Below are 14,197 nucleotides of genomic sequence, written 5' to 3' on the forward strand. Positions count from 1 at the left end.
GGCGGCAACCGGACGGGGGCGGAAAAGCGACCACAAGAGCAGGGACCGCCAACCGGGAAGCAGAGGGAGTCGAGTGAGCCGCATCTCGGAGCCCCAGGAGGCGCAGGCGCCGAAGGAGTCGGTGCGCATCCGGCTCCTGGGCCCGGTGAGCGTGGAGGTCCAGGGCCGCCACGTGGGCCTCGGACCACAGCAGCGCGCCCTCCTCGCGGCCCTGGCGCTCGCCCGCGGCCCGGTCAGCACCTCGCGCCTGGCCGAGCTGCTGTGGGAGGGCGAGATCCCCGACGGCGCGGTCAGTTCGCTGCGCACCCACGTCCTGCACCTGCGCCGCATCCTGGAGCCCGGCCGGCGGGCCACCTCCGGCTTCGAGGTCCTGGTCAGCGCGGGCGCCCGCAGCAACACCAGCTACACGCTCCAGGTGGCCGACGAACAGGTCGACGCGCTGCGCTTCGTCCACCTCACCGACCGGGCCCGCAAGGCGGCGGCCGACGGCGACGCCGCCGCCGTGGTCGCCCTCCTCGACGAGGCCCTGGGCCTGTGGACGGGGCCCGCGCTCGAAGGGGTCAGCGACCGCAGCTTCGCCCTCGCCGAGACCGACCGCCTCGAAGAGCTGCGCCTGGTGGCCCGCGAGGACCGCGTCGACGCGCTCATCGAACTCGGCCGCTACGAGGCGTCGATGGCCGAACTGACCCCGCTCGTCCGGGAGTTCCCGCTGCGCGAGCGGCTGCGCCGCCAGCTGATGCTGGCCCTGTACCGCTCGGGCCGCCAGGCCGACGCCCTCGCCGCGTACCGGGAGTTCTACCAGCTCCTCGACGACGAGGTGGGCATCGAACCGGGCCGCCAGCTCAAGGAGCTGCACCAGCGCGTCCTCGTCGGCGACCCCGCCCTCGCCCCCGAGCGCTCCCCGGCCCCCGCCGCCCCGCCCCCCGCACGTCCGGTCCCCCGCCAGCTGCCGCCCGACGTGGCCAGCTTCACCGGCCGCGCCGACCAGCTGCGGGAGCTCGACACCCTGCTCGCGCGCTACGACACGGGCCCGGGGCAGACCCTGGTGATCTCCTCCGTCTCCGGCATGGCCGGCGTCGGCAAGACCGCCCTGGCCGTGCACTGGATGCACCGGGTGGCCGACCGCTTCCCCGACGGCCAGCTCTACGCGAACCTGCGCGGCCACGCCGCCGAACCCCCGACCACGGCCGACGAGGCCCTCGGCCAGCTCCTGCGCGCGCTCGGCGTCGGCACCGGGCACCTGCCGGAGAGCACCGACGAGAAGGCCGCGCTGTACCGCTCGCTCCTGGCGGGCAAGCGCGTCCTGATCCTGCTCGACGACGCGGCGGGGCTCGAACAGGTGCGGCCGCTGCTGCCCGGCTCGCCGACCTGCTTCGTCGTCGTCACCAGCCGCAACGACCTGCGGGGCCTGACCGCCTTCCACGACGCCCACCGGGTGAGCCTCGCGGTCTTCGCCGAGGACGAGGCGCTCGCGCTGCTCGGCCGCGTCATCGGCGCGGACCGGGTGCGGGGCGAGCCGGAGGCCGCCGCCGAGGCCGTCCGGCTCTGCGGCCTGCTGCCGCTGGCCGTACGGATCGTCGCGGCCCACCTCATCGGCGACCGGCACCTGCCGATCGCCCGGATCGTCGGCCAGCTGCGCGCCGACCGCCTGGGCGAACTCGCCCTCGACCAGGAGCGGCACACCGGTGTGCGCAGCGTCCTCGCGCTGTCCTACCGCTCCCTGCCCGCCCCGGAGCGCGAGGCCCTGCGGCTGCTCGCGCTCGCCCCGGGCCCCGAGGTGTCCGTCCCCGCGGCGGCCGCCCTGACCGGCACGGCGGTGCCCGCGACCACCCGTCTCCTCGACCAGCTGACCGCCCGCAGCCTGCTGGAGACGCACCGGCCCGGCCGGTTCCATCTGCACGCCCTGGTGCGCCTGTTCGCCGGGGAGCGGGCCGCCGCCGAGGACGCCCCGGCCGTGCGCGACGACGCCGTGGGCCGCCTGCTCACCTGGTACCTGGGCACCGCCGAGCAGGCCGCCTGCCGCCTGTACGGCACCTTCTACTCCTGGTACGCCGCCCGGCCGCCGGAGCCCGACGGCTCCCCCACCGCGCCCCTGGCCTTCAGGAGCGACGCCGCGGCCCGGGCCTGGCTCGACGACGAGCGGCCCGCGCTGCTCGCCTGCGCGCAGCACGCGGTGCGCCACGGGCCCCGCCCGTTCGCCTGGAAGTCCGCCCTGGCCGTGCACGGGCACCTGATGGAGCACGGCAGACGCACCGACTGGCTGCGGGCCGCGCACGCGGGCCTCAAGGCGGCCGAGGCCGAGCACGACGACCACGCGCGGGCGGTGATGCACTGGAGCCTGTGCTACGTCCTGTGGGAGCTGGCCCGGCACGAGGAGGCGCTGGAGCACAGCGCCGCCGCGGACGAGCTGTTCGCGCGGGCCGGGCAGCCCGTGGAGCGGGCGGGCGCGGTCCTCGGGCTCGCCGCGTCCCACCGCGAGCGGGGCGCCCTGGAGCAGGCGGTCCGCGACGCCGAACGGGCCCTGGCCCTCTACCGCGAGGGCGCCCAGCCCGCCGGGGAGGCCTGGGCCCTGTTCCTGCTCGGCTGCGCCCGGCTCGACCAGGGCCGCCTGGACGCCGCGCGCGGGCACTTCGCCGAGGCCGGGGCGTGCGCCGAGGCCTCCGCGGACCAGCACACCGTCATGCTGTCGCTGTGGGGCCGCGCGAGCGTGCAGCACGCGCTCGGCTCCCTGGAGGAGGCGCAGCGCCTGCTCACCCGGGCGCTCGCGGTGGACGGCAGGCTGCTCGCCACGTACGCGGCGGAGGGCGCCCTCAACGCGCTCGCGGTGGTCTGCCGCGACCTCGGCGACCCGCGGCTCGCGCTCAAGTACGCCATCGACGCGCTCGGCGTCACCCACCGCACCCGCCGCCGCCTGGTCGAGCCGGACGCCCTCAACACGATCGGCACGGTGCTGCTGCGCCTGGACGACGTGCCCAGCGCCCTCGACCACCACCGGCGCGCCCTGGACGCGGCCCGCGCGGCGTGCTGCCGCAGGGCCGAGGCCGAGGCGTGCCTGGGCCTCGCCGCCGTGCACCGGCAGCTGGGCGAGAGCCGCGAGGCCCTGGCGTGCACCAGGCGGGCGCTGAGCACGGCCCGGCAGGCGGGGCTCGGGCTCGCCGAGGGCGCGGCCCTCACCGAGCTCGCACGTGTCCACCTGGCCCTCGGCCAGCACACCAAGGCCGCCCGGGCCGTCGAACGCTCCGCGCGCCTGCACCGGGCCACCGGGTACAGGGCCGGTCTCGCCGAGGCCCTGGAGGTCGCCGCGGCCGTGGAGCGCGCCGGGGCTGCGGCGGCGGACCCCCCGGAGGCCGGAGCGGGCTGAGCGCGAGCCCGGGGGCGCCACGGCCCCGCAGAGCCTCACCCGAGCGCGCGTACGCCCGCCGTGACCGCGGCGGCCACCAGGACGACGAGCGGTACGGGCGCCTTGAGCCGCCAGGCCACCAGGGCTCCGGCGAACCCGGCGAGGCGGGCGTCGAAGGTCATGCCGTGCGCGCCCGCCGAGCCCACGAGCTGGGTGACCACCAGGACGGCGAGCAGCGCGGGCGTGAGGTACTCCACGAACCGCGGGAACCAGGCGGGCAGTTCGCGGTCGCCGAGGACCAGGGAACCGGCTCCCTTGATGAGGAACGTGGTCACCACCAGGGCGCCCACGACGATCCACGGGTCGTTGCTCACGGCTTCCTCCCGGCCCGCCAGGTCCACCCGACGGCGACGAGGCAGGCCACGGCGATGGCGGAGTCGGGCACCGCGACGGCGGTGAGGACGGCGGCGGCCACCGCCGCCGTCGCGGCCGCCGACCGCTTGCGGGCGGTGCCCAGATGGGGGGCGAGCAGCAGGAAGAAGAGGACCGGGGACACCGCGTCCAGGCCGTAGTTGAGGACGTCCACCGCCCGGAAGGGCCCGATGGCGCCCGCCAGGGTGCCCAGGACCCAGCCGAGCCAGAGCACCACGCCGGAGGACAGCAGCCGCACCCGGTCGAACCGTCCGTCGGCGTCGCTGGCGATGGCCCAGGACTCCTCGATCACCAGCTGGGACTCGACGGCGCGGCGCGCCCGGCCGCCGCGCAGGGCGGGCAGGATCGCGAAGCCCATCACCAGGTACCGCAGGTTCAGGAGCGTCCCCGCGACGGCCGCGGCCGCCCAGCCGCCGCCGTTGACGATCACGGAGACCGCCGCGAACTGCGAGGAGCCCACGAAGACGAGGCCGGACATCGAGGTCGCGGCGAGCGCGGAGAAGCCCGCGCCCTTGGCGAGGACCCCGAAGGACACGCCGAAGGCGAAGATCGCCACGGTGAAGGGCACGGCGGCCCGTGCCCCCTCGGCCCAGGCGGCCCGCCGCCCGCCGGCCGTGCCGGGGTCGCGGGCGGGCCGGGGGGACCCGGTGGAACCGGAACCGGTCATCCGGTGTCGCTCGGCACGGCCGCCGGGTCCGGGCGCGGCGCCCGGTCGCCCGCCCCGGCCCGGACGGCGCGCGCGTACGCCTCGGTGAGGGCCCTGCCGACCTCGCCGAGCGGGAAGGTCCTGTCGTCGATGCCGGTCACCGGCTGGACCTCGTACGCCGTGCCGGTCAGGAACACCTCCTCGGCGCGGTCGAGTTCGGCCGGGTCCAGGTGGCGCTCGACGACCGGGAGGCCGAGGCCGCGGGCGAGGCCGATGACGGTGCGCCGGGTGATGCCGTCCAGGACGCACTCGGGCGGCGGGGTGTGCAGCTGCCCGCCGCGCACCAGGAAGAGGTTGGCGCCGGTGGACTCGGCGAGGCGGCCCCGGTGGTCCAGGAGCAGCGCGTCGTCGAAGCCCGCCGCCTCCGCCTCCTGCCCGGCCAGGGCGCCGACGGCGTACAGGGCGGCCGCCTTGGCGCGGATCGGCGCGGTGTCGGGTGCGGGGCGCCGCCAGCGCGAGGTGCCGAGGCGGATGCCGCGCGGCCCGTCGGTGAAGATCCGCGGCCAGGGCCAGGCGGCGACGGCGAGGTGGACGCGGTTGTCCCGGGCGACCAGGCGCAGGGTGTCGGCGCCCCGCCAGGCGACGGGGCGCACATAGCCGTCGGTGAGGCCGGCGGCGGCGACGACCTCGCGCGTGACGGCGTCGATCTCGTCGGCCGTCCAGGGCAGTTCGTAGCCCAGGTGCCGGGCGGAGGCGACGAGCCGGGCGCTGTGGTCGTGGAGCGCGAAGACCCGGCCGTCGTAGACCCGTTCGCCCTCGAAGACGCTGCCGCCGTAGTGCAGGCCGTGGCTGAGGACGTGGAGGCGGGCCGCGCGCCAGGGCACGAGGGCGCCGTCGACCCAGAGGACGCCGTCCCGGTCGTCGAGCGGCGGGGCGGCGCCGGTCACGTGGCGAACCCGCGGTCGGCGTAGGGGAACCCCTCCAGCTCGTTCGCGGCCCGGGTGTCGTCGCGCGCCGAGGCGTAGTAGATGCGGACCTCGTCGATCAGGCCGGAGTCGTCGAAGCGGTAGACCTCCGCGCCGCGCAGGACCTTGCCGAGGCGCGGTTTGAAGGCGGTCCACTCGCAGACGGCCGTGCGGGTGTGCTCGTCGGCGTAGACGGCGTCGACGGCCCAGTGCGAGTCGTTGGCCCGCACGTCGGCGCCCCAGCGCTCCACGATCGGGTCGATGCCGTGCACGGGCCCCGCCATGCCGTGGGCCAGATAGTGCACGACGTCCTCGGACAGACACGCGGCGAACAGGTCGCGGTCGACCTTGTTGCACGCCTCGAAGTACTGCCGCACCGCGGCCTCCATCGCGGCCCGGTCCAGGTTCCCCATGGCGGTACGCCCTTTCGTGGCTCGGCTCGTCCCGTTCACAGCGCGGCCGGCGCGAAGCGCAGGGGCGGCAGCGCGGCGAGCCGCTCCCGCGCCCGCAGGAGCGCCCGCTGGTCGTCGGTGAAGGCGTACCGGTCGCCCTCGGCGCCCTCGCGCAGCCGGGTCCGTACGAGCGCCTTGGCGGCCGCGCGGTACTCCGCGGGGGTGCTGACGGCCGCTTCCATACCCTCGATGGCGTCGACCAACTCCCGCAGCCCCTCGATCACCCGGTCGTGGTCCAGGTGGAGGAGCCCCGCGCGGCCGGTGGCGAGGGCGCGGCGCTCGCGCAGCCAGGAGTAGAGGAACACGCCGGTGCCCGCGTCGAAGTTGCGCACGGCGTGGGCGTCCAGCGGGTACCGGAACATCCGCTCCAGGAGGATCATGGCGATCTGCTCGTCGGCGTACGGCACCGCGGGATCGGCGTGACAGGCGAGCGCGGTCCTGGCGTCGACCTTCAGCTCCTCCAGGAGGCCGACGAACCAGTTCATCTTGAGTTTGATGTGCTGGTCGAGCGGCCACCGCCCCTGGTGGTGGAAGTAGTCGTGCAGATATCCCCACACGGCCCGGGCCTGGTAGCAGGCTTCGGGGTCCATTCCGGTGGAGGCGCGGGGCACGGACCCGGGGGTGAGGACAGCGCGTGCGGACGGCACGGCGTACGTCTCGTGAATCCGGCGGAACTTGCTGAAGAAGAAGATCGCGTAGGCCTGTTCGACGACCTTGTCGCGGGCCGCGACGTTCTCCGGGAAGAACACGATGCAGTTGCCGTCGGCCACTCCTTCGCTGCCCGCGACGAGCACGGTGGCCTGGCAGTTGTTCTTCGGGTGCGGATAGTGCTCGGCGAGGCCGGGCAGCGCGTCGGGCTCTTTGCGGCGGACGAGGAAGAACTCCAGGCGCTTGCCGACGGGCGGGACGCTGTTGGTCGTCTGGACGGGGGCGAGGAACGCTGCCCAGTCCCCGTCGGCCGGGGCGGTGAGCGCGTCGCGGCTGCGGGCGAAGTGCGGCGGCGTGTCGAGCCCGGCGGCCAGCCAGTCCTCGACGTCGGCGGCCAGGGCGTCGGCCTGCGCGGCCCTGCCGTGCCCGGCGAAGAAGCGGGTGGCCTCGTCCTTGACGGCGAGCAGGGCGCGGCGGTCCGCGGCGTCCGGGGCGGGCACGGTGCCGTCGTCGCGCTGACGGCGTCGGAAGGCGTTGACGCGCGGCAGGAGGTCGCTGCCGAGCCGCGCGGCCTCCCCCAGGAGCTCGTCGTGGAGGTGGTGGGTGCCGCTCGCCGGGCCGAGCACCCCGTTCGGCACACCGCTCACCGGGCGGCCTCCCGCACCTGGTGGACGGTGTAGACCATCGGGACCTCGCCGAAGCTGCGGACGATCCGCAGGCCGTGGGCCCGCGCCGCGACGACGGTGGTGACGCACCCCTCGGCCTTGCCGTCGGCGCAGTCGATGGCCGCCTGGGCGTTGCTGGTCACCAGCTGCCGGTCGCTGACGGGCGCCACGAGCCCGGCCGGGGCCGGGTGGGTGGCCACGGTGCGGGGCTCGCCGTGCGTGCCGGGCGCGGCGGCGAGCACCATCTCGTAGGTGGGCCACAGGAAGCAGTCGACCATGCGGCAGGTGTGGAGGTTGCCGAAGACGAGCGTGTGCAGCTCGGGGTAGACGGCGCAGGCCACCAGGGCGTGGGCGCCGGTCCTCGGCACGCTCGCCATGGCGTCCTCCAGGGAGGGGTGCAGGACGACCCGCCCCTCGTCCTCAAGTCCGTGGCGCTGGAACCAGAGATGGGCCGCCGACTCCAGATTGGTGCCGGCCGGGCCGAGCGTGTGCAGATAGCGGATGTCGCCGATCGACGCCGCCGGGAGCGTGTCGACGCATGTCTGTTCCCCCGTCATCATTCCACTCTCCTGGGTTTCCTGAATTTCCCCCGCGCAGAGCCCGTGCGGCTCCCCTGCGTATGCCGTGCCGTTTCGCGCGGCCGGGGCGCTTACCGGTCGCGCATATGTCGATGGCGCCGGCATTCGCCGGGGTGTTTCCCGGGTGCCGACCGGCGCGGCACGCGGTGTGCGCACCGCGCCTACTGGCCCGCGTCGGCGATCCTAAGCAGCCCCGGCCCGGCGCGGCCAGCGCGCTGGTGACGTACCGACGGGATTTCCACACCCTGGCCATTTCGGCCCGCCCGGCTGTCCCGAAATCCCGCGACAAACGCTGCTGTTGGGGGTGACACATGCCGTGCTTTCATCCACGCTTCGGGGTTCCGGCGCACGCATCGCGTCACACCGGGGCGGCCGGGAGGCCCCGGTCACCGGCCGGTCCCCCGCCCGCCCCGTCAAGTTCACGCTCCGTCCGCGATGAGATTCGCCGGGTCCGGCCGTCTTATGGGGAGAGCGGCCGAGCCGGCCGCAGAGACCCGAGGAGACACCATGACCACGAAGCCCGAGAGCCACACCCTGGACGCGCCCGGCGCGACCCTCGCGTACGACGTGCGGGGCGAGCTGCGGGACGCGGACGAAGGCCGCCCCGTCCTGCTCCTGATCGGTTCGCCGATGGACGCCGTCGGGTTCACGACGCTCGCCTCGTACCTCACCGACCGGGTCGTCGTCACCTACGACCCGCGCGGGACCGGGCGCAGCGTGCGGACCGATGCCGAGGGGGCCGAGGGGGCCGAGGGGGCCGAGGGGGCCGAGGGGGAGCTGACGCCGGACCGGCACGCCGAGGACCTGCGGCAGCTGATCGAGGCGCTCGGCGTCGGGGCGGTGGACGTGTTCGCCAGCAGCGGCGGCGCGGTGAACGCCCTGGCGCTGGTGGCCCGCCACCCCGGCCTGGTGCGCACGCTCGTGGCGCACGAGCCGCCGGCGGTGCGGACCGTGCCGGACCACGAGCAGGCGTGGGCCGCCGTCCAGGGCATCCACCGGACGTACCAGAGCCAGGGCATGGGGCCCGCGATGGCCAAGTTCATCGCGCTGACGATGCAGAAGGGGCCGCTGCCGGACGGCTACGCGGACGCGCCGGGCCCCGACCCGGCCGACTTCGGCCTCCCGACCGAGGACGACGGCTCCCGCGACGACGCCCTCCTGGGGCAGAACCTCCTCGGCTGCTGCGGCTACCGGCCGGACTTCGACGCCCTCGCCGCCGCGCCGACGCGGATCGTCATCGCGGTCGGCAAGGAGTCGGAGGGCGAGCTGGCGTCCCGCGCGGGCGTCGCGATCGCCGAGCGCCTCGGCACCTCTCCCGAGGTCTTCCCCAGCCACCACGGGGGCTTCCTGGGCGGCGAGTACGGCCAGCACGGCGAGCCCGAGGCCTTCGCCACGAAGCTCCGCGAGGTCCTCACACCCAGCCCGTCCGGCGTTTGAGGACGAGGGCGCAGCGCGACGACCACGAACCGGCGCGACACCCGGAGAACGAGTCGCAGCACACCCATCAGCCCGTCCGGCGCCTGAGGACGAGCGCGCAGCGCGATGATCAAGCACGTCCGGCGTTTGAGGACGAGGCCGAAGGCCGATCGACCGCCGATCCGCCGTGGCGCACCCGCGGCGGATCGAAGCCGACCTGGGTCCACTCCCCCTCCGCCCACCCCACGAGCACCTCACTCCCGGAAAGGACGACCTCACCTACGGCGGAAGCGAGCGGCAGCGGCTCCGCGCCCAGCGCGGCCAGGGCCACGAACACCCGGGTGCCCTCGGCGGCGGCCGAGAGCCGGGGCATCCGCACACACGGCTCGTAGGCCGTGCCCGCGGGAGCCAGGACCTCGTCCGGGCCGTCCGCGGAGTCCGGCCCGCCCCAGCCGTACAGCCCGACGAGCTGCGAGCGCAGCGCCCCCGTGGCCCAGCCGGTGAGCGTCACCCGCGCTCCGGGCGGCGCACCGACCACCCGGTGCACGCGCAGCTCGTACCGCCCGCGTGCCACGGTCACGCTCTCGACGCGCAGTCCGGGCACCATCGGCGGCCCGGACCCGAACACCGGCCGGTGCCAGGAGGCGGCCCAGCCCCATCCGTCGCCGTGCCCCGCGCCCAGCGGCCGGATGCGGCGCCGCACGCTGGCGACGCCGTCGACCACCACCGCCAGGTGGTTGTCGGCGGCGTCGGCGGGCGCGGTGGGGCCGGTGTGCGTGGAGTAGGCGAGCCGCCCGTAGTGCGGGTCGTCCTCGGCGGCGGCCTCGCCCTCGTGCGGCCGGACGTGGTCGCTGCCGTGGTTGTGCAGCCGCACGATCCCGTCCGCGCGGGTCGACTGCACGAGGAGGCCCGGCGCGGGCAGCGCGAGCACCCGGTCCGCGACCTCGCTCGGCGCGGGCTCCTCTGGCGCCGTCCACAGCGGGGCGTCGGCGGGGGCGAGCAGCGCCACGAAGGCCTTCGCCGCCCAGTACGGGGACGCCGGGCCCGAGTAGGGCTGGAGCGTGGCGGGGTGCGGCCCGTGCCAGCCGAGGCTCAGCAGCCCGTCGGCGGTGAGCGCGCCGCGGTCGAGGAAGTGGCGCAGGGCCCCGCTGGCGATGCGGCGCGAGGTGCCCGGCGCGAGCGGGGTGTGGCCGGTGACCGCGCCCATGCCGACGGCCGCTGCGGCCGCAAAACGGTAGGTGAGGGAGCGCCCGAAGTGGACCGGCGCGCCGTCGCCGCCGAAGAGGAGCGCGTAGCCCTCCAGATGCGTGCGCAGCCGGGGCCCGAGCCGGTCGGCGAGGCCCGTGTCGCCCGTCAGGTGCGCGTGCAGCAGCGGATACAGGTGCAGGGCCCAGCCGTTGTAGTGGTCGAAGGCCCGCCCGTCGCCGTCGGCGTACCAGCCGTCGCCCCGGTACCACGTCTCCAGGAGCCCGAGCGCGCGCTCCGTGGCGCGGGCGGTCGCCGCGTCGCCCCGGCCGACGGACTCCAGGAAGGACGCCACCATGAAGGGGAACAGGTACCAGTTGTTGGGCGCGGGCACATGGGTGAGCGCGGCGCGCAGCCAGCGCTCCGCGCGGTCCTGCACGTCGCCTTCGAGGCGGTCCCACAGCCACGGCCGGGTCAGCGCGAGGCCGAGCGCGACGGACGCCGACTCGACCATGGGCTGGCCCCGCACGTGGTGGTCGAGGATCAGGGGCCACGACTCGGTGTCGTCCCGGCCGGGCGCGCGGGTGCCCGCGGCGAGGCCCCGCGCGTACCGGTCCAGCCAGCCGTGCGGGTCCGCGCCGCCCGCTCCCGCGACCCGGAAGCCCGCCGCGAGGAACGTACGGGCGTAGCCCTCCAGGCCGTCCGAGCGGACGCCGGACGCGGAGGGGCGGCCCGGCAGGCCGAGCAGGGCGCCTTGCGGGGTGGCCCAGCGCCACGCGGCGGCGAGCAGCCCGTCGGCGACGGCTTCCCAGTGCGCGCGGGTGTACCCGGTGTGCGGGCTCACGCCCCGGTCCTCCGCGGGCAGCTCGAAGGGGATGCTCATGCCAGATACGCCAGCCTTTCGCGTCGTACGGGATGGGCGAGGCCCTCGCCCGCGGCCCAGCGGGCCACCTCGCCGACGGCGGTGTCGGCGAGGCGCTGCCACTCGCTGCCCTGGGACCCCGCGAGGTGCGGGGTGATCAGGGCGTTCGGGCAGTCCCACAACGGGTGGGCGGCGGGCAGGACTTCGGGGTCCGTCACGTCGAGCACCGCCCGGATCCGGCCCGCCCGCACCACGTCGGTGAGCGCGTCCTGGTCGACGACGGCGCCGCGCGAGGTGTTGATCAGGGTGGCTCCCTGCCGCATCGAGCCGAGCAGTTCCCGGCCGACCAGACCGCGTGTCGCGGGCAGCAGCGGCGTGTGCACGCTCACCAGGTCGCCGCGCGCGAAGAGGGCGGGCAGGGTCACCCGCTCCGCGCCCAGCTCGGCGGCCTGCGCCGCGGTGACGTACGGGTCGTGCAGGAGCACCTCGAAGTCGAAGGGGCGCAGCAGCTCGATGACCCGGCGGCCGATCAGGGAGGCGGACAGGATGCCCACGGTGCGGCGGTAGTTGCCGACGTGGTGGGGGGTGAGCAGCCAGTCGCCGCGCTCGCGGGCGCGGCGGTAGTCGCGGGCCCGCTCCAGGACGTGCTTGCCGTGCAGCAGGATCATCGCGAGGGTGTACTCGGCGACCGGCAGCGCGTTGACGGCGGCGGCCGACGACACCGCGAGGCCCCGTTCCCAGCAGGCGTCGGTGACGTGCCCGCGCACCGAACCCGCGGCGTGCACCACCGCCTTGAGGCGCGGCGCCGCCGCGAGCACGTCGGCGTCGAGCGGCGGGCAGCCCCAGCCGGTCACCAGGACCTCGACGTCGGCGAGCACGGCCCGGGCGCGGGCGGTCGTCAGGTCGTCGAGCGCGGGCGGCGGCGCCAGGTCGCACACCTCGGCGAGCGCGGCGAGCGCGCGCGGGGCGAAGACGGCCGCCGCGGCCCGCGACGACATGGCGAGCGCGGTGCGCGGCCCGGTCACTTGACCGCCCCCGCCGTGAGCCCCGAGCGCCAGAACCGCTGGAGGAGGGCGAAGGCGAGGACGAGCGGGACGACCGCGAGCAGCGAGCCGGTGATCACCACCGGGTAGTACTCGGGCGAGACGGTGGCCTGGCTGTTCCACTGGTAGAGGCCGAGGCTCACCGGGTACAGGTCCTGGTCCGACAGCATCACCATGGGCAGGAAGAAGTTGTTCCAGATCGCGGTGAGCTGGAAGAGGAACACCGTGACGAGGCCGGGGCCGAGCATGCGCAGCGAGACGCGGACGTACGTCGTCAGCTCGCCCGCGCCGTCGACGCGCGCCGCCTCCAGGACCTCGTCGGGCACATAGCCCTGGCTGAAGATCCGCCCCAGGTACACGCCGAACGGGTTGAAGAGGACGGGGATGAAGACCGCCCAGAAGGTGTTCACCAGACCGGCCTCGGACGCCAGCAGGTACAGCGGCAGGGCGAGGACCGTCTGCGGCACCATGACCGCCGCGAGGACCAGGCCGAACAGCTTCTCCTTGTGCCGGAAGCGGTACTTGTCGAAGGCGTATCCGCAGGCCACGCTGATCAGCGCGCCGAGGGCCGCGCCCAGGACGGCGTAGAGCAGGCTGTTGCCGTACCAGCGCCCGTACAGGCCGCCGTCCATCGCGAACACGTCCTTGACGTTCCGGGCCGGGGAGAAGTCGCCGAAGGACAGCAGGCTGCTGCTGAACAGGGCGTCGCGGGTCTTCGTCGCGGCGAGCACCAGCCACAGGACGGGCAGGAGCGTGTAGAGGACGAAGAGCCCGACGACCGCGTTGACCGTCGCCCGGCCGAGCAGGCGCGGGCGCGGCGGGACGGAGGGCGACGGGACGGAGGGCGACGCGTTCATCGGGCGGCCCCCTCGGTCCGGTCGGTCCGGCCGGTCCGGTCGGTCCGGCTCGTCCAGCGGGTGACGCCGTAGGACACGGCGACGGTGAGGGCGAGGAGGATCACCGAGGCGGCGGCCGCGAGGGAGTAGTTGTTGCGGGTGAAGGCGGCGTCGTAGATGTACATGCTGGGCGAGAAGCGGGAGTTGATCATCTGTGAGGACTGGCTGAGCAGCATCGGCTCGGTGAACAGCTGGAGCGCCCAGATCAGCGTGAACATCGCGACCACCACGATCGAGGAGCGCACGAGCGGCGTCTTCACCTGGAGCGCGGTGCGCACGGGCCCCGCCCCGTCCACGACCGACGCCTCGACGACCTCGCGCGGGACCGCCTGCAGGGCGGCGTAGAAGACGACCATGTTGTAGCCGAGGTTGCTCCACAGGGCGATGTTCACGATCGACGGCAGCGTGGTGTGCAGACCGAGGAAGTCCACCGTGATGTCGGCCTTGTCGAGGACGGCGATGACCGGGCTGATGCCGGGCGTGTACAGGTACAGCCAGATCAGGGCGGCGATGATGCCGGGCACCGCGTGCGGCAGGAACAGGCCGAGCTGGGCCCAGGCGCGCAGCCGTACGACGCCGGAGTCGAGGAGCAGCGCGAGGGCGAGCGAGCCGAGCACCATCAGCGGGATGTAGAGCAGGCAGTACAGCGCGACCGTGGCGAGCCCGGACAGGAACGTCGGGTCGCCGAGCACGGCGGCGTAGGAACGCGCGCCCACGAAGACCGTGCGCTCGGGGCCGAAGCCCAGGCCCGGCTGGTCGTCGCTGAAGAAGCTCAGCCACACCGCGGTCCCGACGGGGACGAGGAAGACGACGGCGAGCAGGAGGAAGAAGGGCGCCATCAGGACGCCCGCCGCGGTGCGTCTGCGGCGCGCGGCCACGCGCCGCGCCTTCTGCCCGGGCCGTTCGGCGGCCCGCTGCGGGGCGGTCGCGGCGGGGGCGTGGGCTGTCGCGGTCATGGGTGTCACCTGCCTTTCGGGGTGCGGGCGTGCACGTGGAGGGGGGTGCGGGCGTTCACGTGCAGGAGGGTCACGTGCAGGAGGGTGCGGGCGTTCGTGGAGCGGGATGGGGG

Annotated in this window: 12 protein-coding genes; 2 read left to right on the forward strand and 10 right to left on the reverse strand. The window is 75.2% G+C overall.

Annotated features, from left to right (window positions below):
• Nucleotides 1–73 precede the first annotated feature (73 nt).
• Entirely contained in the window at nucleotides 74–3,361 is a 3,288-nt protein-coding gene (locus AC5WAM_RS07490) for an AfsR/SARP family transcriptional regulator (RefSeq protein WP_495522052.1), read from the forward strand.
• Between the two features lie 35 nt (nucleotides 3,362–3,396).
• On the opposite strand, the gene AC5WAM_RS07495 is transcribed toward AC5WAM_RS07490, so the two are convergent.
• Genes AC5WAM_RS07495 through AC5WAM_RS07520 form a run of 6 tightly spaced genes read right to left on the reverse strand, consistent with a single transcriptional unit; the run spans nucleotide 3,397 to nucleotide 7,708 of the window.
• A complete protein-coding gene (locus AC5WAM_RS07495; protein ID WP_366790594.1) occupies nucleotides 3,397–3,714 on the reverse strand; it encodes an AzlD domain-containing protein in 318 nt (105 codons plus the stop codon).
• Nucleotides 3,711–4,439 carry an AzlC family ABC transporter permease gene (locus AC5WAM_RS07500; RefSeq protein ID WP_366790595.1) on the reverse strand — a complete coding sequence of 243 codons (729 nt, stop codon included), beginning with the start codon at nucleotides 4,437–4,439 and terminating at the stop codon, nucleotides 3,711–3,713. The genes AC5WAM_RS07495 and AC5WAM_RS07500 overlap by 4 nt, the downstream gene beginning before the upstream one ends.
• Nucleotides 4,436–5,365 carry a branched-chain amino acid transaminase gene (locus AC5WAM_RS07505; protein ID WP_495522053.1) on the reverse strand — a complete coding sequence of 310 codons (930 nt, stop codon included), beginning with the start codon at nucleotides 5,363–5,365 and terminating at the stop codon, nucleotides 4,436–4,438. The genes AC5WAM_RS07500 and AC5WAM_RS07505 overlap by 4 nt, the downstream gene beginning before the upstream one ends.
• Nucleotides 5,362–5,796: a nuclear transport factor 2 family protein gene (locus AC5WAM_RS07510; RefSeq protein WP_366790597.1), complete on the reverse strand. Its 435-nt coding sequence runs from the start codon at nucleotides 5,794–5,796 to the stop codon at nucleotides 5,362–5,364. The genes AC5WAM_RS07505 and AC5WAM_RS07510 overlap by 4 nt, the downstream gene beginning before the upstream one ends.
• A gap of 35 nt (nucleotides 5,797–5,831) precedes the next feature.
• Nucleotides 5,832–7,130, reverse strand: a complete 1,299-nt coding sequence (locus AC5WAM_RS07515; protein ID WP_495522054.1) for a DUF6421 family protein — start codon at nucleotides 7,128–7,130, stop codon at nucleotides 5,832–5,834.
• Nucleotides 7,127–7,708, reverse strand: coding sequence for a type 2 periplasmic-binding domain-containing protein (locus AC5WAM_RS07520; RefSeq protein ID WP_495522055.1), 582 nt, complete (start codon nucleotides 7,706–7,708; stop codon nucleotides 7,127–7,129). The genes AC5WAM_RS07515 and AC5WAM_RS07520 overlap by 4 nt, the downstream gene beginning before the upstream one ends.
• A gap of 525 nt (nucleotides 7,709–8,233) precedes the next feature.
• Between AC5WAM_RS07520 and AC5WAM_RS07525 the strand changes: the two genes are divergently transcribed.
• Nucleotides 8,234–9,163 (forward strand): alpha/beta fold hydrolase, encoded by a 930-nt coding sequence (locus tag AC5WAM_RS07525; RefSeq protein ID WP_495522056.1) that lies wholly within the window; start codon nucleotides 8,234–8,236, stop codon nucleotides 9,161–9,163.
• A 109-nt stretch (nucleotides 9,164–9,272) separates the two neighbouring features.
• Here AC5WAM_RS07525 and AC5WAM_RS07530 read toward each other — a convergent pair whose 3' ends face one another.
• Genes AC5WAM_RS07530 through AC5WAM_RS07545 form a run of 4 tightly spaced genes read right to left on the reverse strand, consistent with a single transcriptional unit; the run spans nucleotide 9,273 to nucleotide 14,084 of the window.
• On the reverse strand, nucleotides 9,273–11,210 hold the full coding sequence (locus AC5WAM_RS07530) for a DUF2264 domain-containing protein (protein WP_495522057.1): 1,938 nt from the start codon (nucleotides 11,208–11,210) through the stop codon (nucleotides 9,273–9,275).
• Nucleotides 11,207–12,187, reverse strand: coding sequence for a hydroxyacid dehydrogenase (locus AC5WAM_RS07535; protein ID WP_495523526.1), 981 nt, complete (start codon nucleotides 12,185–12,187; stop codon nucleotides 11,207–11,209). Before AC5WAM_RS07535 ends, AC5WAM_RS07530 begins: the two co-directional genes overlap by 4 nt.
• A gap of 23 nt (nucleotides 12,188–12,210) precedes the next feature.
• A complete protein-coding gene (locus AC5WAM_RS07540) occupies nucleotides 12,211–13,089 on the reverse strand; it encodes a carbohydrate ABC transporter permease (RefSeq protein WP_495522058.1) in 879 nt (292 codons plus the stop codon).
• On the reverse strand, nucleotides 13,086–14,084 hold the full coding sequence (locus tag AC5WAM_RS07545) for a carbohydrate ABC transporter permease (protein ID WP_495522059.1): 999 nt from the start codon (nucleotides 14,082–14,084) through the stop codon (nucleotides 13,086–13,088). The genes AC5WAM_RS07540 and AC5WAM_RS07545 overlap by 4 nt, the downstream gene beginning before the upstream one ends.
• Nucleotides 14,085–14,197 lie beyond the last annotated feature (113 nt).

It is taken from the genome of Streptomyces sp. JLYT201 (assembly GCF_059448825.1).